This is a genomic window from Glutamicibacter nicotianae (assembly GCF_016907615.1).
Lineage (GTDB): Bacteria > Actinomycetota > Actinomycetes > Actinomycetales > Micrococcaceae > Glutamicibacter > Glutamicibacter nicotianae.
Map to the genome: position 1 here is coordinate 1,036,923 of NZ_JAFBCH010000001.1, position 20,561 is coordinate 1,057,483.

Consider the following 20,561-nt stretch of genomic DNA (forward strand, 5'->3'; position numbering starts at 1 on the left):
GACTCAGATTCTACGGGAATGTATTCGAATATCGAATATGTGACTGGCTATCCCCGTGAACGTGACTTAACCCAGTTCGCTGGCAACCTGTTCAGCAACAACGCTCAGCTGCTCGTCAGAGGTGTCGCTGGACAGCACCACGGTGGAGTCCTTGAACTCGGAGATCAGGTAGGTGCCCTGGTCCTTGGTGCGCACTTCCCACTGGGCTCCGCCGATGGTACGGGTATCGGTTGGCACCGCCGCATCGGTGATCAGGGCAATCCAGGTCGGGTTGGCTTCAGCGGCTTGGCGAACCCACACGAAGTCCTTGTTCTCGAAGACCAGTCCGCATTCCCAATAGGGGACGCCCTGTGCGGTATTAGCCTGCCAGCGGGCGAAGTTCGCGTATTCCTTCTCGCCCAATTCCGGGGCGAAGATCTCAAAGCCTGAAATCTTCTCCGTCTGTTCTGCGGTGGCCTGCAGGTTGACGTCGCTGTCAAACGCGTCGTCCTTGGGCGCAGGGTTGAGCATGAGCACCGGGATGAGGATGGCAATAGTGAAACCGATGGACAGCACCATGCCCTTGAAGGTCTGGTTCGCGCGCTTGGCCTGCTTCTCGGTCAGCTGCGGCTTGAACGGCAGGTCCTCGAAGGTGGCGTTGGGATCGTCGAGGCTTCGACGAGCCGTGGCAGGCATCTGCGTACCGCTTGCCGCATTGGCGGCTGCCTGGGCGTTGTTCTCGGTGTTGTTCTCAGGTTCCACGCCTTCCATTCTCCCCGAAGATTCTGTGTAATTCGAACTGGAGTGCCCAATCGCACGTCCACCGATGATCAGGCGCGCCCGACACGAACTGTAAAGGGAGAACCCTAGGGGATAGAATGGCCTTGTTTGCATAGGCGCAATGACTACGACTCAGTGATGGGATCTTTCGTGACCGAAAAGAACAATTATGCCCACCTTTCTTCGCGACTGTCGGTTTCCGACGCGGAGCCGGACCGCAACCTAGCACTGGAGCTGGTGCGCGCAACCGAAGCGGCAGCCATCGCTTCCTCTCCATGGGTTGGATTCGGTGACAAGAACGCCGCAGACGGTGCCGCAGTCGACGCCATGCGCGGCCTGCTGTCCAGCGTGAACTTCAACGGCGTTGTCGTAATTGGCGAAGGCGAAAAAGACGAAGCTCCAATGCTGTTCAACGGCGAACAGGTTGGCAATGGAACCGGCGCCGAATGCGACGTCGCAGTTGACCCGATTGACGGAACCCGGCTCACCGCCCTGGGCCTGAACAACGCCCTGTCCGTGCTGGCTGTTGCCGACCGCGGTTCGATGCTCGACCCTTCGGCAGTGTTCTACATGGAGAAGCTGGTCACCGGGCCAGAAGCCGCAGAACTCGTTGACCTCCGTCTGCCGGTGAAGCAGAACCTGCACCTGATCGCCAAGGCCAAGGGCAAGAAGATCAGCCAGGTGACCGTGACCATCCTTGACCGCCCACGCCACGCCGGGTTGATCGAAGAGATCCGCGCAGCCGGTGCGCGCACCAAGCTGATCATGGACGGCGACGTTGCCGGCGCCATTGCCGCAACCCGCGAAGGCACCGGCGTTGACGCGCTGATGGGTATCGGCGGCACCCCCGAGGGCATCGTGACTGCCTGCGCCATCAAGGCATTGGGCGGCGTGATCCAGGGCCGCCTGTGGCCAACCGACGACGATGAGAAGCAGAAGGCCATCGACGCAGGCCACGAGCTGGGCCGCGTGCTGACCACCAACGACCTGGTGACCTCGGACAACTGCTACTTCGCGGCGACCGGTATCACCGATGGCGATCTGCTGCGCGGGGTGCGCTACAAGAACAGCCGCATCCACACCCAGTCGATCGTGATGCGTGCCAAGTCCGGCACCATCCGCTTCGTCGATGGCGAGCACCACCAGGACAAGTGGGAAGCGTACACCCGCTAGCCGCTAGCTGCTTGCAAAACTGCGAGCCATGGACTTGAAACAAGTCCATGGCTCGCAGTTTTTCGTTTCGGGGGCTTGCGGCAGCGCGGCTAGTCGATCTGGGCGCTGGCAGCGAAGAGCTGGCCAGGCACGATGCCCTGCAGCGTGGCGGTGGCCGGAAGCTCGGCCGCGGTGACGAACAGCGACTGCCCGCGGCTGATGTGGTGCTCGCCTTCGCGGGTGGCCACCAGGAATTCGCCGGCGGTGCACAGCAGGACGGCGGCACCGTGCAACTGCAGGTCGGCGGCCAGGCCAGGTTCGGTGGGATCGAGAACCTGCAGCTGGAACTCTTCGAAGTCCGGCTTGTACAGGCGGTCGTGGGTATCCAGTGCGACCGGCTCCAGCAGCGGGGCAGGGGAGGGCTGGGCGATGGTGACATCCAGCAGTTCGGGAACATCGATATGCTTGCTGGTCAGCCCGCCGCGCAGCACATTGTCCGAATTGGCCATGACCTCGATGCCCAAGCCGCGCAGGTAGGCGTGGACGTTGCCCGCACCCAGGCTGATGGCCTGGCCCGGTTCGAGGAAGATCAGGTTCAGCAGCAACGCCACCAGGACCCCTGGATCGCCCGGATAGATCTTGCTGATCGACACCAGTTCGGCGAAATGCACGTTGCGCTGCAGCTCGCCGCTGGCCGCCACTGCATCGCTGATCTGGTGTACCAGCTGGGAGATTTCGTCCCCGGCGGTCAGCACATGCTTGAAAATCGCGGCCAGCGGATCGCTGCCCTGCAGCAGGCCGACGAGCTGGCTGACCGGGGCCTGGGCCGAGTCCGGCAGGTGCGCTGCCAGCAGCTGCAGGTCCTCGGCAATCTGCGCTGGCTGGCGGAACCCGGAGAGCGCCACGAAGTCGGTCAAGGCGAACAGCATTTCCGGCTTGTGGTTGTCATCGCGGTAGTTGCGGTCGGCGGCATCCAACGGCTTGCCCTGGGCATTTTCCTGGGCGAAGCGTTCCTGCGCCTGCTGCAACGTCGGGTGCGTCTGGATCGACAGCGGCTGGGTCGCCGAGAGCACCTTGAACAGGTAAGGCAGGCGTCCGAAGCGCTCGGCAACCGCCGAACCCAAAATGCGCTCCGGGTCCTGGGCGATGAAATCGTTGAGCGCGGTGCCGTCATCGGAGAGCCGGCTCGGGCACCCGGGGTGGGCGCCGAGCCACATTTCGGCCTGCGGGGTGGTTTCCGCAGGCAGATCCAGCAGATCGGAAATCTGCGAAGCAGATCCCCAGTGGTAGTCCCTAATCGTGTTTTTCAACTCGAACACGTCTTTTGACCATAGCCTTTCAAGAGCGGTAAATGGGTCGCATGGCGGTCGGGGGGTCTTAACCGTTTACGGAACCGAGCATTCGTCGTTGTTTGCCGCGATCTCCGAGATCAACGTGCGGTAGCCAGCCATTTCCAGATTCACCAAGTATTCCTCGGTGATCGGGCTGCCATCGGGCTGGGTGAATTCCCGGTCCTCCTTGGTGGACAGCTTCGGAGCATTGTTCACGTCGGTGGTTTCCTCAGCCTCCTCGGAGGCCTCGGTGGTTTCTTCCGGAGCCGAGGACTTGGAGGAATCCTCGCTCTTCTCCGAATTGTCCTTATTCTTGTCCTTCTTCGGCTCGTTCTGCTTCGCGATTAGCGACTGGATGCGCTCCTGCAGCTTGTCGAGGTCCGGGTAGGTGGAGAAGCTGCGTTCGAAGTCCGGGGCACCGAGGGTCAGCCGGGCCATCGGCTCCTTGGACACCTTCTCAGCCAGGGAGACGAAGGAACCGAGCTGGCCGGCAGGAATGTCGGTTTCCACCAGCTGCTCGCCGGCGGACATGATGGAGGTGAAATTGGTCAGGATCGTCTGCGGGGTGAACTGCTTGATGATTGCCTGCTGCAAGCACTGCTGGCGCTTGATGCGGTGGTAGTCATCGGTGAAGTCGCGCGAGCGGGCAAACCACAGGGCCTGCTTGCCGGTGAATTCATGGGTTCCCGGGGCGAACCAGTGGGTGCGCACAGTGCTGTTCTCGTAGTACTTGCCGTTGTACGGAACCCAGCCGCCGGAGTTGATGGTGACACCGCCTAGGGCGTCGACGAACTGCTCGAAGCCGGCCATGTTGATCATGACGTAGCCCTGGACCGGAAGGCCGGTGGTGCCTTCCAGCGCGTCCATGGCCGCCTGCGCGCCGACGTTCTTCACCGAGTCGGGGAACGCATCGGCATGCTCCATTTCGGCGTTGCGGTAGATGGAATTGAAGATGCATTCATCCCCGCAGTTGTAGCCGTCTGGCCAGATCTTCTCCATGGGGGAGCCCGGGGCGAAGCGTGCGCTCTGGAAGTTGCGCGGCACCGAGATCAGCAGGCTCTTGCCGGTCTTGGCATCCACGGACAGCAGCGCCGCAACGTCGGTGCGCACGCCGTCGCGGTTGGCACCGGAGTCGGCGCCGAACACCGCGATGTTGTATCGGCCGTCGATGGGATCGAAGGCCGGGCCCTCGTCGAAGACGGCCACGATGGTTTCGCGTCCGGTGTTCAGCACCGAGGCGCCATAGACGAACAGGCCGCTGGTGGCCACCACGGCTGCCAGGGTGAAGACGGTGACGATGGCACGCATGCCCGGGGCCAGCAGCTTGGGCCGGATGATCACCAGGGTGTTGATGAACATGATCAGCCAGCCCAGCGCCAGCGTGCCGAGCACGATGATCAGGAACAGCTGGAAGTTCGGGTGGGCCGCCCAGCCGAGCAGGATCGAGCGGTCAATGAAGTACATGGCCACCAGCGCCAGCACCGCCACCCAGCAGAGCATGGTGATGGACACCGCGATCCGTCCGAGCTTGCGATTTCCGGCAACCAGCTGGGCGCCGCCGGGGAAGAAGATGGTCAGCAGGACCAGGATCAGGGCACGCTTGCTGCGCTGCGGAGAGCTGATGGTCTCCGGCTGGCGCAACGGACTTGGTGCGCGGTGACTGGCAGAACCCATGTACTTTTGGACTTTCCCTAGGAGGCGAAATTCTCGTTGGCAACTTCATCGCGCAGAGCCGAGCCCTTGGCATGGGCCTGCTCGCGTAGCGAATCTGCAAACTGAAGCAACTTCACCTGTAACGATTCGGCTAGCTCATCGGTTCCCGCTGCGAGCATGCGCACGGCCAGCAGGCCGGCATTGCGTGCTCCGCCAATGGAAACAGTTGCTACGGGGACTCCTGCAGGCATCTGGACGATGGAGAGCAGGGAGTCCATTCCATCTAGTTTAGCCAGTGGAACTGGAACTCCGATCACTGGCAACGGTGTAACAGCTGCGAGCATGCCGGGAAGATGCGCTGCGCCGCCTGCGCCGGCGATGATTGCCCGCAGCCCTCGTTCGTGGGCCTTCTTGCCGTAATCGATCATTTCCTCGGGCATGCGGTGCGCCGAAACGACATCCGCTTCAAAGGGGATGCCGAATTCGGCCAGCGCCTGCGCGGCCAGGCGCATCACCGGCCAATCGGAATCAGAACCCATTACGAGGCCGACGAGTGGTGCTTGAGTCATCAGATATTTCCTTGCAGTGCTTCAGTAAGAGCCGCTGCCCGGCAGGCAGCGGCTCTTGATTAATAAAAATGCTAGTTAGCGGTGCCGGCGCCGTCGCGGATTAGCGCGGCCACCTTGTTCGCCTGCGAACGAAGTTCATCTACGCTTTGCCCTGCGTTTGCCACGACGTTGACGTGGCCGATCTTGCGGCCCGGTCGCACGGACTTGCCGTAGGCGTGCACCTTGACTTCCGGGCCGGCGGCCAGCGCGGCCTGGAACGCGGAGTAGAGGTCCTGGTTGGCGCCGCCGAGGTAGTTCTTCATGACGGTCACACCCAGCTCGCGGGTTTCCCCCAGCGGCAGATCCAGCACTGCACGCAGGTGCTGCTCGAACTGGCTGGTGACCGAGCCGTTCATGGTCCAGTGCCCGGTATTGTGCGGGCGCATGGCCAATTCGTTGATCACGAACCCGGCGCCGACGCCCGGGGTTTCGAAGAGCTCGGCGGCCATGACGCCGGTCACGCCGAATTCCTCGGCGATGCGCAGGGCGGCTTCGGCAGCGGTGGCCGCGATAGCCTCGTCGATGTCCTGGGCGGGCGCGATCACTTCATCGCAGACCCCATCGACCTGGATGGTGTGGACCACCGGCCACGCCTTGGCCTCGCCCGAAGGGGTGCGGGCCACCAATGCGGACAGCTCCCGGGAAAAGCCAACCTTGTCTTCGGCCAGCAGCGGGCCATTGGCGAACCAGTCGGCGGAATCCTTGGCATCTTGGATGCCGTCGAGCATGCGCACGCCCTTGCCGTCGTAGCCGCCGCGCGGGGTCTTGAGCACAATAGGCCAGCCGGTCTGCTCGCCGAAGGCGATCAGCGCCTCGACGTCGTCGACCTTGGCCCAGGCAGGGTTGGGCAGGCCGAGGCGCTCGATGGCCTCGCGCATGACCAGCTTGTCCTGGGCATGGATCAGCGCTGCCGGACGCGGCTGGATGTTCACGCCCTCATCGATCAGGGTGGTCAGGAATTCATTGGGAACGTGCTCGTGGTCGAAGGTGACGACGTCCTTGCCCTTGGCGAATTCGCGCAGGGTATCGAGGTCCTTGTAATCGCCTACCGGTGCGTCGGGAACGCAGCGCGCAGCCGAAACATCCGGACCTTCGGCGAGAACATGCAGTTCAAAACCTAGGTTCAAGGCCTCGGGGGCCATCATTCGGGCCAGCTGCCCGCCACCAATCACGCCAATTTTTGGAAAGCTCACGATTACAAGGGTAACGAAAGCGGCGTGGAGAATCGCATGCGCGATGTCTGATTACTCTCAGAATTCGGCCAATTTCCAGAAAGTGCCGATAAAATGGCAAGATCGCGCGCTTCTCCCAGTGCTGAGCGCGCCTTGTTACTGCTAGCCAGACGGGAACTTCATTCCCTGGAGGACAATTGCTCGAGCGCATCAAACTCAAAATAGCCGGACTCATCTCGCTGCTGTGGCGTGAGGTGGCGAAGTTCGGCGTGGTCGGTGGCGTTGCGTTCGTCATCGACTCGGGGATCTACGTCTGGCTCCTGCATGGTCCCATGAGCGATTCGCAGGTCAAGGCGAAGATCGTCGCTGGTGTCGTCGCCACGATGTTCTCCTGGGTCGCCAACCGCTACTGGACCTTCCGCCACCGCCGCCAGGCCAATGTGCTGCGCGAGCTGGTGATGTTCATCATCATGAATGCCATCGGCCTGGGCATTGCCGCGGCCTGCGTGTGGGTCACCAAATACTGGCTGGGCCTGACCGATCCGACCTCGGTGTTCATTGCAGGTTCGGTCGTCGGCTTGGTGCTCGGCACGATCTTCCGTTTCTTCGCCTACCGTTTCTGGGTGTTCGGCAAGGAGATGGACCAGGAAGAAGCATTTGCCCATGACCACGAAATTCTGGGCAAGCACATGGCCGATACCGCCACCGGGCCAGCGGGTTCCGCTGGCCAGTGCGATACCGGCACCGTGCCGACGGTGGTTCGCTAGCCCTGAGGGGAATAGTCGAAGTTGATGCGTTCGCCGTCGCGCAGGCGCGCGGTCACTTCCACCCCATCTTCGACTAGCACAATTCCATCTCCTGCCGCCCACTGGCCGATGGCATAAGGCAGCAGGTCGAGCACAGGCAGCTGGGCACGCACGAGAATGGTCCCCTGGCTCTTCGCCTCGGTACCGAATAGCGTGGCAAGGCTGAGCGGGGCGCGGCCATTGGTTGCGATGGCTGTTGCATCACCAGCAACCGGCGAGGGATAGAACTGGTCCCCATAGGAACGCACGGAGGCATTGAAGTCTTCTGCGACCGGGCCGAGATCCGAGCCGAAGGACAGCGCGAGAGCTGCCGGATTCACGGCGAGGATTTCACAGCTGCTGGGGATGCGCTCATCATTCGGCTGGGCGGTAACCCATAGCGTTGCCTGCTGGGCATCATCATGCTCGGCATCAACCAGCGTGGCGCCATGATGCAGGGCGGCCAGGGCCACAACCAGGGACTTCCAATGCGCTGGCAGGTCAAGTACCACGAGCGAGTCTTCTTCGAGGTCGAAAACCTCGCCCAGGAGATTGGCGCTTTTCGCGACCCAATTGTCGAATACCCGTCCGGAGAGCTCGATGCGTTCCCCGCTGGCGGAGTACCAGGTAAGCCACGGCGAGGCCGAAGTGCGCCGCGGCGCGAGGAGATTCTCCACAAAGGTTCCTGATTGCAGGATGTTGCTCATTGGGTGTCCTTAAATTTAATTACTGAGAATTCACCGAGAATTCAGCCAAGACGGGACATGCCCGTCTCATCTGCATCTTTTGACGGCGTGTTGTGCCGGGAGTTTCCTGAGAAGTCTTCTTAGAATGACCTACCCACTTGACTCTAGCGGAGTTACACGGCTGTAATTAGATGGTGAGTCCGAGCAGGTTTATCACTTTTCGCTAGTTCGATGGAATAAATGCTGCCGGATGGATCGGGAGCAGTGATGGCCCGATCTTCTCAAACCAATCGAAAGGTCAACATCACCATGGCGAATCTGGAGCAGGGGTACTCCGAATTTTCGACCTCGGCTGTTGCGTCGGCCCAATACGGGCTGGAGGACGCACCATCCGACTGGTTTGTCGATCCTCAAGCCGGTGAGTCCGCACGGGTTGCAGTTGCAGCCGATCTGGAGACCGCGGCCGACAACTTCTTGAAAGAACAGGACACGTTATCCGCCACCGAAGAAATCTCCTCGGTTGGATCCTGGGCGCCTGAGCTCGACGAAGATGACGAAGTGCGCGAAACCATCAAGGAAGTATGGCTCGGTGTTGGCGGAGAAGTTGACGAGGGCGAGCTGGGCTGGCAGGCCCGTGCCCTGTGTGCACAGACCGACCCCGAGGCATTCTTCCCTGAAAAGGGCGGCTCGACCCGCGACGCGAAACGTGTCTGCGGCGCATGTGTTGTCCGTTCGGAATGTCTAGAATATGCCTTGAGCAATGATGAGCGCTTCGGAATCTGGGGAGGGCTCTCAGAGCGCGAACGTCGCCGTCTACGGAAACGAGCAATCTAATTCGTCCGCCAATTCACGTCACCGCCATCGTTGCTTCGCACGATGGCGCTGACTTTTTACCACGCACTTTGGCCGCACTGCGCAACCAGTCGCGGCCTATCGAACGCTTTGTCGGAGTCGACGCATCGTCCTCCGACGCATCGCTAGAGGTCCTGCGGGCGAACTTGCCGTCGAACGCCGCCCTGCTGGTGGCCGATGAGGGGTCGTTGGGACTGTCGCTGGAAGTGGCGGTGTCGCAGCTGCCCGAAGCGCGTGCGGACCGCGACGAATGGATATGGATCATCCACGATGACTCCATGCCTGCTCCCGACGCGCTGGAACAGCTGACCCGCACCGTCGAGGCTTCCGAGTCCGTCTCCATTGCCGGATGCAAGCTGCTGGATATCGACAACCCCCGCCACCTTGTGGAGGTGGGCCTGAGCGTCGACCGCAAGGCCCAGCGCCTGACCATGATCGACATCGACGAAGTCGACCAGGGCCAATACGACGGACGCAGCGACTACTTCGCCGTGTCCTCCGCCGGCATGTTCATCCGCCGCGAGGTCTTCGAGCAGCTGGGCGGATTCGACCCGGCGATCCCGGGCCGCGGCGACGACGTGGACCTGTGCTGGCGCAACCGCCTGGCCGGGCACCGCGTGGTCGTGGTGCCCAGCGCCAAGATGTACCACCAGGTCCAGGTTGTCGACTCGCTGGCTGGTCCGCGCGAAGCCAAGCGCTCCGAGGTCTTCCAGCGCCTGAAGTTCGCTTCGCCAGCGGTGCTGCCCTTCTTGTGGATCGGATTGCTGCTCGGCGGCATCGGCCACTTCCTCGTGGCCTTGCTGGCCAAGGACCCGGGCCACGGGTTCGGCCATTTGGGATCGGTGCTGCGCGGGCTGTTCTCCCCGGGCAAGCTGGCTGCATCGCGCCGCAATGTCGCCCAGATCCGCGAGATTCCGCGCCGCCAGGTCCGCAAGCTGATGGTCTCCGGTGCCCAGGTGCGCGAGTACCGCCGCAATGTGAATACCGGGCGTGCCGACGGCGAAGTCTACGGCGACGGCAGTGGCGCCGACGCCATGGTTGAACCCAGCGGCGACAACTTCTCCGACTTCGTGCGGATCGCCCGCCCGCCGCGCACCACTGCGGTGCTCTCGCTGATTCTGGCTCTGCTGCTCTCCGCGGCGGTATCCCTGATCGCATGGCGCAGCCTGTTCGGCGCCACCGCCCTGTCCGGTGGCGCACTGCGCCCGCTGTCCAACAGCAGCCGGGAAATCGGCGCCAACGCGCTGTCCTGGTGGCAGAACATTACCACCGGCTTGAGCGCCCCGCCAGATAATTCCGACCTGCTGTTCTGGCTTTTCTCGCTGGTGACCTTCAACCATGCCAATGAAGCCTCCGTCTATCTCTTCTTCGCCGCGATGCCGCTGGCAGCACTCACCGCCTGGTGGGGGATTGGCGCGGTCAGCCGCTCCCGCGCGGTGCGGTTCCTTGCCGCGCTGATCTGGGCGCTGCTGCCGTCACTGATTTCTTCGCTGGCCTCGGGACGCATCGGCTCGGTGCTGATCCACATCTTGCTGCCGCTGTTCTTCCTGGCGATTATCCGCGCCATGAACGCCCATGTGGCGATCGAGGGCGCGAAGCCGAAGAACGCGAAGCAGCAGTCGGTTTCCGCGTGGACCGCCTCGGCCAGCGCCGCATTGCTGCTCTGGGTGATCTCCGCCGGCTCCGTCTCCTTCTTCCTGACCGCGAGCATCCTGATCTACGTGCTGGCCTTCTTCTCTGTGCGCCGCGCACGCAGCCTGTGGTGGATCCCGCTGCCTGCGATCGTGTGGAACCTTCCGCTGCTGTTCGCCGGCCTGGGCGATGCACGGCTGCTGTTCACCGAGCCCGGCGCCGCGAATGCGTTCACGCCGGCTGCCCCGTGGCAGATGCTGCTGGGCTTCCCGGAAGCCTTCAACGCCAACGCCTCGCTGGTGGGCTGGGACTTCCTGCCTGCCGGACCGTGGGCCCTGGTCTCAGCCCTGCTGGTCGGTGCCCCGATCCTCGCGCTGGCGGTCTTCGGAACCTTGAGTTCTTCGTTCAGCCACAGCGCCAGCATGCGCCGCAACTCCCGGCGCCTGCTGTGGGGCGCGGTGCTGTCGCTGGCAGTGGGCTGGGCCGTCGGCTTTGTGCCCTTCACCCTGGACTCGCATACCGCGGTGAGCGCCTACACCGGCCCGTACGTCTCCTTCGCCATGTTCGCGCTGCTGGCAGCTGCCGCCAACGCGTTGGCCGCCCTGCGCCACGAGGACCAGCCTCGCTCAATGCGTGCCGCCGGATCCCGTCCGGCGATGAGCCTGATGGCCGCATTCAGCGTGCTTGCCGTGCTGGCCTCGGGCTGCGTGCTGCTCGGCGCCCAGCTGAATCCGGCAGCCGAATCCGAAACGCTGACCGCGATGAACTCGGCCCAGCAGGTCCACGGCTCGCAGCCGCGCACCCTGCCGGCAACCGCAGCCGATGCAGGCCGCTCCGAGTTCCAGACGCGCACCCTGGTGCTCAGCCCGCGGTCCTCCGGCGAGATCGACAGCCAGCTGGTGTCGGGTTCCGGCGAGACGCTGGACAGCATCAGCCGCTACTCGCAGGTCAAGCAGCTGGCCGGTCCGCTGCTGGATCCTGAGCGCAATGAAGATTCCGCCACCGCAAAGGTCCAGAGCAATGCCGTAGCGATGCTGCTGTCCGAATCCGCGTTGGACTCGCGCGAGTCCTTGCGCGACTTGGGCGTGGGCTTCGTGGTGCTGAACGAAACCGGCGAATCCGTCCCGGCGACCGTACGCACCTTGGATGCGGCAACGGGGTTGGCGTCGGTTGGCCAGACCGACAGCGGCTGGCTGTGGCGCGTGGACTACGAAGCCGATGACGAGCAGCAAAGCGCTGGCTTTGCCCGGATCGTCTCCGCCGATGGAGACGTGACGGTCTTGCCGACCCAGCGTGGCAAGATCACCAATCTCCAGATCCCGGCCGCGGATTCCGAGCGCACGCTGGTCCTGGCTACCGCGTCGGATCCGAAGCTGCGCGCCAGCGTCGATGGCGAATCCCTGCGTTCGGTGGCCTATCCCGAGGATTCGGAAACCCGTTGGGCCCAGGCCTACGAGCTTCCTGCCGAGGGCGGCAAGCTGACCTTGTCGCACAAGGACTCCATGGCCATTCCGGTGCTGCTGCTCAGTGCAGTAGTTCTGCTGATCACGGTGTTGCTGGCCATTCCAGTGCCAAGTTCGCGCCGATTGGCCAACTACCGGAACATCGAATACCGCTTCCGTGAACCACGCGGCGAGAATGAAGAACTTGCCGATGGTTCGGCAGTTCTGGCCGCGGCCGAAGTCCAGAGCCCGGCGACGGCCACAGGGTCCATGCCATTGAGCCGCCGAGAGGCACGCGAACGCGCCAGCGAGATTCGTGAGAACTTGACCCCGAAGCTCAGCGACCGGATTTCGGATGCTGATGCCGAGCAGGAGAAGAAGTAGTGAGCGACGAGAAGAACGTGGACTCAGCGGACTCTGCTGACCAGCCAACTGCACAGACCCCGGGCCCGAAGCCGGTCTCGGCACAGCCGGAAGCCAAGGACGCCACCCCGGTGTCGGCGACGCTCTCACGTGCCGAGGCCAAGGCCGCCAAGGCAAGGGCCAAGGTCGATGCCAAGCTGGAGAAGGCTCGCGCCAAGGAGGCCCAAGCCCGGGCCAAGGCCGAGGCGAAGGAAGCGGCGAAGGCCGCGAAGGCTGAGCCCAAGACCGCCAAGCAGGAAGATCCGAGGCCAGAACCGCTGTCTGAGGCGAAATCCGGAGCAAAGTACAGCAATCCAACTGCCGCCGCTGCGGTTCCGGCCGACGAGCAGGCTGAAGGCAAGCGCGCAGCACAGGAACAGTCACCCACGCCTGATTCCGTCCAGGACGGCTCGGCCAAGGACGACTCCGCCAAGACCGGCACGGTGGCCCCCGAAGCCGCGCCCGCCCAGTCGGCAACGGCTGGTGAATCCGCTGCCGGCAAGACCGATGCAGCCGCCAAGCCAGAACCGGTTGCCAAGCCGGATCAAGTCGCCGAGGCGGAGCCTGCCAAGGAGGAGGGCGCAACGGCAGTAGCCGTCAATGCCGATTCTGCACCTGCGCGCGAGGCTGAGCCGAAGACCTCCTCCGCCCAGGATTCAGAAGCTGGTGCCGCTGCGGCATCCGCTGCCGCCACAGGGAAGGACAAAGCCGGCGATTCACAGTCCGGAGAAGAAGCCGCGAAGGCATCAGCACCGGAAGATCCGAAAGTCGCCAAGCGCCGCCAGAAGCTGGAGAAGGTCCGCGCACGGAAAGCCGCGAAAGCTGCCCCTGCCGCTGCCAGTGCGGCTGCTGTTCCGGCAGCCGAGCCGGAGGCGGAGCCTGCAGACGGCAAGGTAGCTGAGCGCCGCCACAAGCTGGACAAGGCCCGAGCCGCGGCTTCCAAGGATGCGGTGTCCGCGCCGGTGCGGAAGAAAACCGGCGCGGTACTGCTCAGCCTGGCTGCGGTGGTGGCCGCCGGAGCTGTCGTAGGCGCCGGATCGATTTTTGCCCCGGCACCGGCCGTGAAGTCGTTGCCGGCTGCCGTGACGAACCTGCCTGCCGGCGACTCCAACAGCGTTTGCCCGGGAACCCCGCAGCTGCTCAAGGGCGTGGAAGGCACCGACGCGCAGTTCGCTCCCGGCGCCAAGGACGTTTCCAGCAACCTGCGCAGCATTGCCGTGTCGGATCTGGCCAAGCGCATTCCCGGCTCATCCTTCACCAAGCTTGATGGCAGCGATGCGCGTCAGCTGACCGAGCGCATCGCCGAGGATGAAGCTGCCGAGGCCCGTGGCGCCGATGAGGAGGGGCTGACCGGGCGCGCCAGCAAGATCTCAACTGCCAACGATATCGATGACACCCAGGTTTACACGTTGCAGCCGCTGGGCCAACTCGCTTCGAAGGGCAGCGCCCTGCGCAGCTACCAGGCCAAGGACGGCGACCTCGCCGGGCTTGCCGCCGCAACATGCCAGGCTCCGGCGTCCAACTGGCGCTTCACCGGCCTGCAGACCAGCACCGGATCCACCAGCGTGATGCATTTGGCCAACCCAACGCACACCACGGCCCAGGTGTCCCTGCGTCTGCGCGGCCCGGACGGCCTGATCGACACCTCCACGCTGCAGAACATTGTCCTGGCAGCGGGGGAGAGCCGGGCGATCGTGCTCGGCGGCTATGCGCAGGACTTGAATTCCATTTCGGCTGAGGTCACCAGCCTCGGCGGCAAGATCACCGCCTCGGTCCAGCAGGCCGCCTTGCGGGGCTTGACCCCATCGGGTGTTGAACTGGTCGGCGCGAACGCGACGGCTTCCAACAGCCAGGTGATTCCGGGCGTGTGGATCGAGAGCAAGGAAAATGTTTCCAAGCTCAGCAAGGACGACAAGTCCCTGGTTCCGCAGCTGCATGTCTCGGCCACCGGTTCCTCGGGCGCCGGGTTCAAGGTGAAGGTCCTGGGGGCTGACGGTGAAGTTGCTGCCAGCTTCGACGAGAACCTTGCCGTTGATTCGGACGCCACGAAGGTCGTGAACCTGAACCAGCTTGCTGGCGGGTACTACACGGTAGTCGTCGAATCCGATGCCCCGGTCACCGCAGCGGTGAAGATGGTCCGCGGCGCGGACCCCAAGGATTCCTCCGACACTGCGTGGGCGGCCAGCTCCAACGTGCTCGCCGGGACGCAAGCCATGCCGCTGTCGGCTAACGGCACCGGCAAATTCGCCATCGCCGCCGTCGCGGCGGACTCGGCGGTGGAAGCAGTGGTCGTCAACAAGGACGGCAAGCTGGAAGACCCTGAGAAACTGCAGATCAAGGCCGGCCAAAGCATTGTCTTTGATCCGAAGTCGGTCTCCGATGACGCCCAGGCAGTCATCTTCTCGACGGATGCCAACGCCTACCTGGCCCAGCTGGTGCTCGGTTCCGATCGTTCCATCGCCTGGGCTGCCATGCCGCAGGCGAATGCCGGACGCGACGGCATTGTGGTGAACATCGGCGGCTAGGAGCCCGCCATTAAGGAACTGGAACTTTGACGACTCCCTTCGCGTGGCTGGCGCAGCGGATCAGGCTTGAGCGGCGCTCGCTCAAGGCGGCCTCGCTCTCGGCGATGATTGCGGCAATCCTGATTATCGTCGGCGGCGGTGTCGTGCGCGTCACCGGTTCCGGGCTGGGCTGCCCGGACTGGCCAACCTGCACCGGCGGTTCCATCGCCCCAACCGCTGAAATGGGAATTCACGCGACCATCGAGTTCGTGAATCGGCTGCTCACCTTTGTGCTATGCGCGGCCGTCGGCTGGGTCATCATTGCCGCCCGCCTGCAACGCGAGCCGGTTCCGGGCATCACCCGATGGGCATGGTTCCAATTCTGGCTTGTCGTGCTCAATGCGGTCATCGGCGGAATCACCGTTTGGGTGAAACTGAACCCCTATGTCGTGGCCGCGCATTTCCTGTCCGCAACCTTGCTGCTCACCGCCGCGGCGGCAACCTGGGACAAGGTCCAGAATCTGGGCAATGCCAGCCAGGCGGCCAGCACCGATTCGCTCAAGTCGCTGGGAACCTGCCTGGTGGCGATCAGCGCCCTGCTGGTCATCATCGGCACCGGGGTGACCGGATCAGGCCCGCATGCAGGGGACTCGGCCGAGGTCCCGCGGATGGGCTTCGACTGGCTGCAGATCACCATTGTGCATGCCGCTGCAGCCGTCGGTGCGCTGGCTGTTGCCCTGGTGCTGTGGCATCAGGCACGACAGCAGCAAGTTCCGGTTGTGGCGCACAAGGCCAAGCTGTTCATCTGGGTATTGGCCGGGCAGGGGCTGATCGGGGTGGTCCAGGCCGTGACCAGCCTGCCAGAGCTGCTGGTGGTGGCCCACTTGGTAGGTTCCGCGCTGGTCTGGATCGGCGCCGTGCGCGTTGGCTTGGCCTCCCATGCAACGGCACGTGGCATCCAGCCCCAAAACAGCTAGGGAAATGTCCGCTTAGAAGTCAGGATCCTCAGGGAAATACATGGGATCCACTTCCGAGATCGGCTTCATCCAGAGCTGGGCGACCTCATGCACCACGCACTGGTGGACCAGGTCCAGGAGTTCGCCGGCGTTCTCCGCAATCTGCTCCATGGGCAACCGGTAAATGACGATGCGCGCTGGCCGGCCGGGCGCAGCCGGCTTGGAGGATGCCAGCGGCACCCGCTCGCCCAGCGCGGCAGCCTGTTCTAGCAGCTTTCCGCTGGGCACCGGATCGATCAGGAAATCAATCTTCTCGATTTCTCCTGGCCAGCGTTGCGACAGCCGTTGCGCGCTGGCCATCACCGCATCATCGAATCTTTCCGGGCGCGAACGGTAGGCGGGAAGATGCATGGGCATCAGCGGGCCACGCCGCCCGCGTCCGTGGCGGCCGCGCCGCGGACCGCTGGGACGATCAGGCAACTTGGAGCTCATTAATTCAGCCTAGCGCCTCCGGCGCTGTGCCGATGCACATGAGCCCGCAATTGGGCGAAGATCCCAAAGATGTGCTGCCCGGCGAAGTAGAATGGGAAGCGTGGAAGGTCTTCGTCTTTGTTCTCGCCCTGCCTGCCGTGAAGCGGCCCGCGCTACTCTCACCTACGTATACGCAGATTCAACTGCCGTTCTTGGACCTTTGGCGACATACCCCGAACCGCATTGCTATGACCTGTGTGCCCAGCATGCCAACCGCCTGACGGTTCCCAGCGGCTGGAACTTGATCCGTGGAGCCATCCCGGACGTGCTGGAACCGGAGGACGAACTGAACGCCTTGGTGAATGCCGTCCGCGATCGGGAACCGAAGGTTCCCCAACCACGCCACGCATCGAATTCGCCCATTGATTCGGTCCGTACCCGCGAAACCAGTGCTCAGCGCTTCGACTCCCGGGTCCGCTTAGCTGTTCTTCCGGCGGCCGACGAAGAATCCTAGACCACTTCTCCACGAATTCTTGAAGCTGCCTCCGTTCGTTGGCGGCATTTGCCCCCACGGCTTTGTGTCCTAGCTGAAACCCGTTTTTGGTGTGGTAATCCGCCGGATGACTGGGCCCGCTGGATATGCTAAAGGCGCATGGGCCGTGTTAGGCCCATGATGCGACCCTAAAACAGCACACCATCGCGCGAATTGCAGGAGGACTCCTCATGGCTGAGGCGGCGAAGAACCCCACTGGAGGGCAAGGATCTACGGGCCAGCCGGCACCGGCTGCCACTGGCAACGTGCCAAGCCCACAGGCCAGCCTGAGCCAAAAAGCTGAAGAGCTCACTGCGCGCCTGGAACAGCACAAGAACCAGGCCCAAGCCGACGCCGTTGCCCAACGGGAAAAGGCCCGCAAGGAGGCTATCCGCCGCGCGATGTCAGGCAAGACCGAAGCCGATGCCAAGAACCCTGCTCCAGCACCAGCGGACAAGACGCAGCCTGCCCCGGTAAAGCCAGCCGCAGCCAAGGCCCCGTCAGCCAAGCCAGCCGCCGCACCTGCAGCCAAGCCAGCTGCAGCCAAGCCAGCTGCGGCCAAGCCAGCTGCCGCCAAGCCGGCCGCCGCGAAGCCTGTAGCCAAGGCTCCAGCCGCCGCCAAGTCGGCCGCCGCCAAGTCGGCCGCCGCCAAGCCGGCAACCAAAGAGCCGGTGGAAGATGTCATCCGCGCCATCAAGCTGCCGCACGAAATCGAAGCCGAGAAGCGTGCGCAGAGCGAAGCCAAGGCAACAGCCGGAAAGACCGCAGAGCCGCAAGCCGACGAGAAGAGCTCCACTGCGCAAAGCGTGCCGCCGGTGTCAGCCGCTCCGAAGACCGGATCCCTGCCGACAACCAAGGCAGCCGTCGCCCAAGCGCGCAATCGCGTCTTCGGCAGCTACGACCCAGAGCCAGAACCCTCCGAAGCGGCGATGAAGCGCAGGGTTGCACGTGAACGGGCGCTGAACTCGAAGCCTGCCCTCGGGCGCACGGCGCAGGTGATTGTGGCGCTGGTCTTCCCGTTGCTGACCCTCATTGCCGCGATCCGCTTGGTCGCTACACCGGCGTTCCTTGCCCTGTCCTACGGCCGCCCTGGATTCCCTAGCGATTCCTTCGGCTTCACCGATGCCGAGCGCCTGACCTACGGCAGCTACGGGGTGGACTACCTGAACAACTTCGCCGGACCGGAATACCTGTCCGGGCTGAAGCTTTCCACCGGTTCAAGCATGTTCACCGAGGGGGAGGTCCAGCACATGGTGGACGTGAAGAACCTCATCGGGTTCGCCTACATCCTGGGAGCGGTTCTCGCGGTCATCTTGATTATCGGGATCTGGTATCTGGCCAAGCGCTATGCAGGCGGCGTACGCCGTGCGTTGTTCTCCGGAGCCATCTTGGCCTTGGCCGGCATTGCGGCCTTGGCAGTCTCTGCGATCATGGGATGGGATAACTTCTTCACCCAGTTCCACGCGTTGTTCTTCTCAGACGGCACCTGGACCTTCAACGTCAGCGATACGCTGATCCGCCTGTACCCGGAGCAGTTCTGGCTCGATAGCGCGATCGCCATTGCCGTGCTGGTGCTGGCCACCATCATCGCCGTGATCATCAGCTGCTGGCCTACCGGGCGCCGTCGCGAGGCAGCCCGGCTGCGCCAGGAGGCCCGCGCCTTCGGCATTGGCAACTAGCCGGCACAGGCCATAAGCAGCAAGGGGAGCAGTTCACCATGAACTGCTCCCCTTGGCTATTTCCAGCGAGAATTATTTGCGGTAGAGGGCGTCCACCCGGTCTTCGAATTCCTCGAGAACGCTCTGGCGCTTGAGCTTCAGCGAGTTCGTCAGGTGCCCCGAAGCTTCAGTGAATTCCTCATCCAGCACCACGAACTTGCGAATGGACTCGGCCTTGGAAACGGTCAAATTGGCGGTATCCACGTAGCCTTGGACCTCGGCGATCACCGCAGGATCAACTGCCGCCTCAGCCAGGGTCATTGCCCCAAGGCCCTTGGCCTTGGCCCACACGGCCAACTCTTCGGGATCGAGCGTCATCATGGCCGTGATGAATGGGCGCTGTTCGCCGGCCAGCACGCACTGGGCCACGATGCGTCCGGCGCGGACCATCTCTTCCAGCGGGCCTGGCGAGACATTCTTGCCCCCGGCGGTGACGATCAGTTCCTTCTTGCGACCGGTCACCTGCAGGAATCCGCCATCATCCAGGACACCGGTATCGCCGGTCTTGAAATAGCCGTCTTCGTCGAAAACCTCGGCCGTGGCTGCAGGGTTGTTGTGGTAGCTGGCGAAAACTCCGATCCCCTTGACCAGGATTTCACCGTCATCCGCGATCTTGATGGAGGTGCCGGGAATCGGACGGCCCACGGTGCCCACGCGGTTTCGCGATGCCTGATTCACCGTGGCCGGTGCGGTGGTTTCGGTCAGGCCGTAGCCCTCCAGCAGCTGGATGCCGGCGCCGCGGAAGAAGTGCGCCAGGTCCGGATTCAGCGCACTGGCTCCGGAGATCGCGTAACCGCACTGGCCGCCGAAAACCGCCTGCAGCTTCGGGTAGAGCACCTTGCTGAAGATGGCATGGCGGGCACGCAAGCCCAACGGCATGCGCGCCTTGAGGCCACGCGAACGCGCATCACGGATCTTGGAGACCTCGATGGCCGCCTGCTCGGCTTTGAGGAAGAGGTCAGCCTTGCCGCCGCGTTCAGCTGTGGCAAGGGCGCTGGTGCGGATCTTCTCGAAGACGCGCGGCACGGCCAGCAGGAAGCCGGGCTTGACCGCGGACATGTCCTCGACCAGGTTGGCCATCGAGCTGGAGTGCGCAATCACCGATCCGCCGTGGATGCAGGTTTGCTGGACGGCACGAGCCAATACGTGGGCCAGCGGAAGGAACATCAGCGTCCGGCGTTCTTCACCGAGCACTTCGAGCATGTTTCCGGCCAGGTTGTGCGCCACCATGGCGAAGTTCGAATGGGTCATATTGCAACCCTTGGGGCGTCCGGTAGTGCCCGAGGTGTAGACCATCGTGGCCACATCCTTGAGGGCCATGGATGCGCGGCGCGACTCGATCAGCTGCTCGTCGATCTGATCGGCCGGAACCATCAGCTGGTGCAGACCGGCGGAGGGGATGAGCGTCGTATCGTCCGCGTCGGAGCCCTCGAAGATATGGGTGCGCACCGGTTCGCCGAGCTGCGCCGCCGCCTGGCGGACGGTAGCGCGCAGCTCATGGTTTTCGGCGAACACCACGCGCGCACCGGAGTCGCGCAGGATCCATTCGACCTGGAAAGCGCTGGAGGTTTCGTAGATTGGAACCGACACGCCGCCGGCGAACCACACGGCTTCCTCGGCCAAGGCCCACTCGTAGCGGGTGCGGGAAATAATGGCGACCTTGTCGCCGGGCTGCAATCCATCATTGATCAGCACCATTGCCAGGCGCTTGACGTCAATGAGGAAATCACCGGCGCTGAGATCATGCCAGGTGCCGTCTCGCTGCACGCTGAACAGCGGGCGTTGTGCGCCGCGTGCTACGCGATCAAGGAGCAGGTTCGTTGTGTTGACCTCTGGTGCCAGATCAGTCAGCAGCTCGACGGTCACTTCTTGCATTGAGGAATTATCCTTTGGAAATCGATGGTCG

Annotated in this window: 16 protein-coding genes; 8 read left to right on the top strand and 8 right to left on the bottom strand. The window is 63.4% G+C overall.

The annotated features are described in order from the left end of the window. Window positions 1-66: 66 nt before the first annotated feature. Window positions 67-741, bottom strand: a complete 675-nt coding sequence (locus tag JOE62_RS05150) for a DUF4245 family protein (protein WP_204720878.1) — start codon at window positions 739-741, stop codon at window positions 67-69. Window positions 742-897: 156 nt separating this feature from the next. Between JOE62_RS05150 and glpX the strand changes: the two genes are divergently transcribed. Beyond that, on the top strand, window positions 898-1,932 hold the full coding sequence (glpX, locus tag JOE62_RS05155) for a class II fructose-bisphosphatase (RefSeq protein ID WP_204720880.1): 1,035 nt from the start codon (window positions 898-900) through the stop codon (window positions 1,930-1,932). Window positions 1,933-2,021: 89 nt separating this feature from the next. On the opposite strand, the gene manA is transcribed toward glpX, so the two are convergent. The 4 genes from manA to JOE62_RS05175 form a co-directional block, all read right to left on the bottom strand. Further along, window positions 2,022-3,230 (bottom strand): mannose-6-phosphate isomerase, class I, encoded by a 1,209-nt coding sequence (gene manA, locus JOE62_RS05160; protein ID WP_204720882.1) that lies wholly within the window; start codon window positions 3,228-3,230, stop codon window positions 2,022-2,024. A gap of 66 nt (window positions 3,231-3,296) precedes the next feature. Next, window positions 3,297-4,916 carry an LCP family glycopolymer transferase gene (locus JOE62_RS05165; protein WP_204720884.1) on the bottom strand — a complete coding sequence of 540 codons (1,620 nt, stop codon included), beginning with the start codon at window positions 4,914-4,916 and terminating at the stop codon, window positions 3,297-3,299. A gap of 17 nt (window positions 4,917-4,933) precedes the next feature. Then, window positions 4,934-5,464, bottom strand: coding sequence for a 5-(carboxyamino)imidazole ribonucleotide mutase (gene purE / locus JOE62_RS05170; protein WP_073706622.1), 531 nt, complete (start codon window positions 5,462-5,464; stop codon window positions 4,934-4,936). A 71-nt stretch (window positions 5,465-5,535) separates the two neighbouring features. After that, complete coding sequence (locus JOE62_RS05175) at window positions 5,536-6,696, bottom strand: 5-(carboxyamino)imidazole ribonucleotide synthase (protein ID WP_204720886.1); 1,161 nt, start codon at window positions 6,694-6,696, stop codon at window positions 5,536-5,538. A gap of 176 nt (window positions 6,697-6,872) precedes the next feature. On the opposite strand from JOE62_RS05175, the gene JOE62_RS05180 reads away from it, so the two are divergent. After that, window positions 6,873-7,442: a GtrA family protein gene (locus JOE62_RS05180; protein WP_204720888.1), complete on the top strand. Its 570-nt coding sequence runs from the start codon at window positions 6,873-6,875 to the stop codon at window positions 7,440-7,442. Here the strand turns inward: JOE62_RS05180 and JOE62_RS05185 are convergent. After that, window positions 7,439-8,167 (bottom strand): TIGR03089 family protein, encoded by a 729-nt coding sequence (locus JOE62_RS05185; protein ID WP_204720890.1) that lies wholly within the window; start codon window positions 8,165-8,167, stop codon window positions 7,439-7,441. The genes JOE62_RS05180 and JOE62_RS05185 overlap by 4 nt on opposite strands. Before the next feature lie 288 nt (window positions 8,168-8,455). Here JOE62_RS05185 and JOE62_RS16475 point away from each other — a divergent pair, with 288 nt between their 5' ends. The 4 genes from JOE62_RS16475 to JOE62_RS05205 are packed head-to-tail and all read left to right on the top strand — an operon-like array spanning window position 8,456 to window position 15,955. Beyond that, the gene (locus tag JOE62_RS16475) at window positions 8,456-8,980 is read left to right on the top strand and encodes a WhiB family transcriptional regulator (RefSeq protein WP_275588026.1); all 525 of its coding nucleotides are present in this window, start codon (window positions 8,456-8,458) and stop codon (window positions 8,978-8,980) included. A gap of 11 nt (window positions 8,981-8,991) precedes the next feature. Continuing rightward, complete coding sequence (locus JOE62_RS05195) at window positions 8,992-12,456, top strand: glycosyltransferase family 2 protein (RefSeq protein WP_338085817.1); 3,465 nt, start codon at window positions 8,992-8,994, stop codon at window positions 12,454-12,456. Continuing rightward, window positions 12,456-14,999 (top strand): DUF5719 family protein, encoded by a 2,544-nt coding sequence (locus tag JOE62_RS16605; protein WP_204720892.1) that lies wholly within the window; start codon window positions 12,456-12,458, stop codon window positions 14,997-14,999. The genes JOE62_RS05195 and JOE62_RS16605 overlap by 1 nt, the downstream gene beginning before the upstream one ends. A 26-nt stretch (window positions 15,000-15,025) precedes the next feature. After that, complete coding sequence (locus JOE62_RS05205) at window positions 15,026-15,955, top strand: COX15/CtaA family protein (RefSeq protein WP_204720894.1); 930 nt, start codon at window positions 15,026-15,028, stop codon at window positions 15,953-15,955. 12 nt (window positions 15,956-15,967) lie between these two features. Here JOE62_RS05205 and JOE62_RS05210 read toward each other — a convergent pair whose 3' ends face one another. After that, on the bottom strand, window positions 15,968-16,426 hold the full coding sequence (locus JOE62_RS05210; protein WP_204720896.1) for a metallopeptidase family protein: 459 nt from the start codon (window positions 16,424-16,426) through the stop codon (window positions 15,968-15,970). Between the two features lie 91 nt (window positions 16,427-16,517). Between JOE62_RS05210 and JOE62_RS05215 the strand changes: the two genes are divergently transcribed. Both JOE62_RS05215 and JOE62_RS05220 read left to right on the top strand, forming a co-directional pair. Further along, window positions 16,518-16,919, top strand: a complete 402-nt coding sequence (locus JOE62_RS05215) for a DUF3499 domain-containing protein (protein WP_204720898.1) — start codon at window positions 16,518-16,520, stop codon at window positions 16,917-16,919. 209 nt (window positions 16,920-17,128) lie between these two features. Beyond that, complete coding sequence (locus JOE62_RS05220) at window positions 17,129-18,616, top strand: TIGR01906 family membrane protein (protein WP_204720900.1); 1,488 nt, start codon at window positions 17,129-17,131, stop codon at window positions 18,614-18,616. 72 nt (window positions 18,617-18,688) lie between these two features. On the opposite strand, the gene JOE62_RS05225 is transcribed toward JOE62_RS05220, so the two are convergent. Beyond that, on the bottom strand, window positions 18,689-20,530 hold the full coding sequence (locus tag JOE62_RS05225) for an AMP-dependent synthetase/ligase (RefSeq protein ID WP_204720902.1): 1,842 nt from the start codon (window positions 20,528-20,530) through the stop codon (window positions 18,689-18,691). Between the last annotated feature and the right edge of the window lie 31 nt (window positions 20,531-20,561).

Excerpts from the sequence above, each read along its gene's own strand:
- JOE62_RS05220 (WP_204720900.1), top strand. The coding sequence starts at position 17,129 with ATGGCTGAGGCGGCGAAGAACCCCACTGGAGGGCAAGGATCTACGGGC.
- JOE62_RS05225 (WP_204720902.1), bottom strand. The coding sequence starts at position 20,530 with ATGCAAGAAGTGACCGTCGAGCTGCTGACTGATCTGGCACCAGAGGTC.
- JOE62_RS05185 (WP_204720890.1), bottom strand. The coding sequence starts at position 8,167 with ATGAGCAACATCCTGCAATCAGGAACCTTTGTGGAGAATCTCCTCGCG.
- JOE62_RS05165 (WP_204720884.1), bottom strand. The coding sequence starts at position 4,916 with ATGGGTTCTGCCAGTCACCGCGCACCAAGTCCGTTGCGCCAGCCGGAG.
- JOE62_RS05210 (WP_204720896.1), bottom strand. The coding sequence starts at position 16,426 with ATGAGCTCCAAGTTGCCTGATCGTCCCAGCGGTCCGCGGCGCGGCCGC.
- JOE62_RS05215 (WP_204720898.1), top strand. The coding sequence starts at position 16,518 with ATGGGAAGCGTGGAAGGTCTTCGTCTTTGTTCTCGCCCTGCCTGCCGT.
- JOE62_RS16475 (WP_275588026.1), top strand. The coding sequence starts at position 8,456 with ATGGCGAATCTGGAGCAGGGGTACTCCGAATTTTCGACCTCGGCTGTT.
- purE (WP_073706622.1), bottom strand. The coding sequence starts at position 5,464 with ATGACTCAAGCACCACTCGTCGGCCTCGTAATGGGTTCTGATTCCGAT.
- glpX (WP_204720880.1), top strand. The coding sequence starts at position 898 with ATGGGATCTTTCGTGACCGAAAAGAACAATTATGCCCACCTTTCTTCG.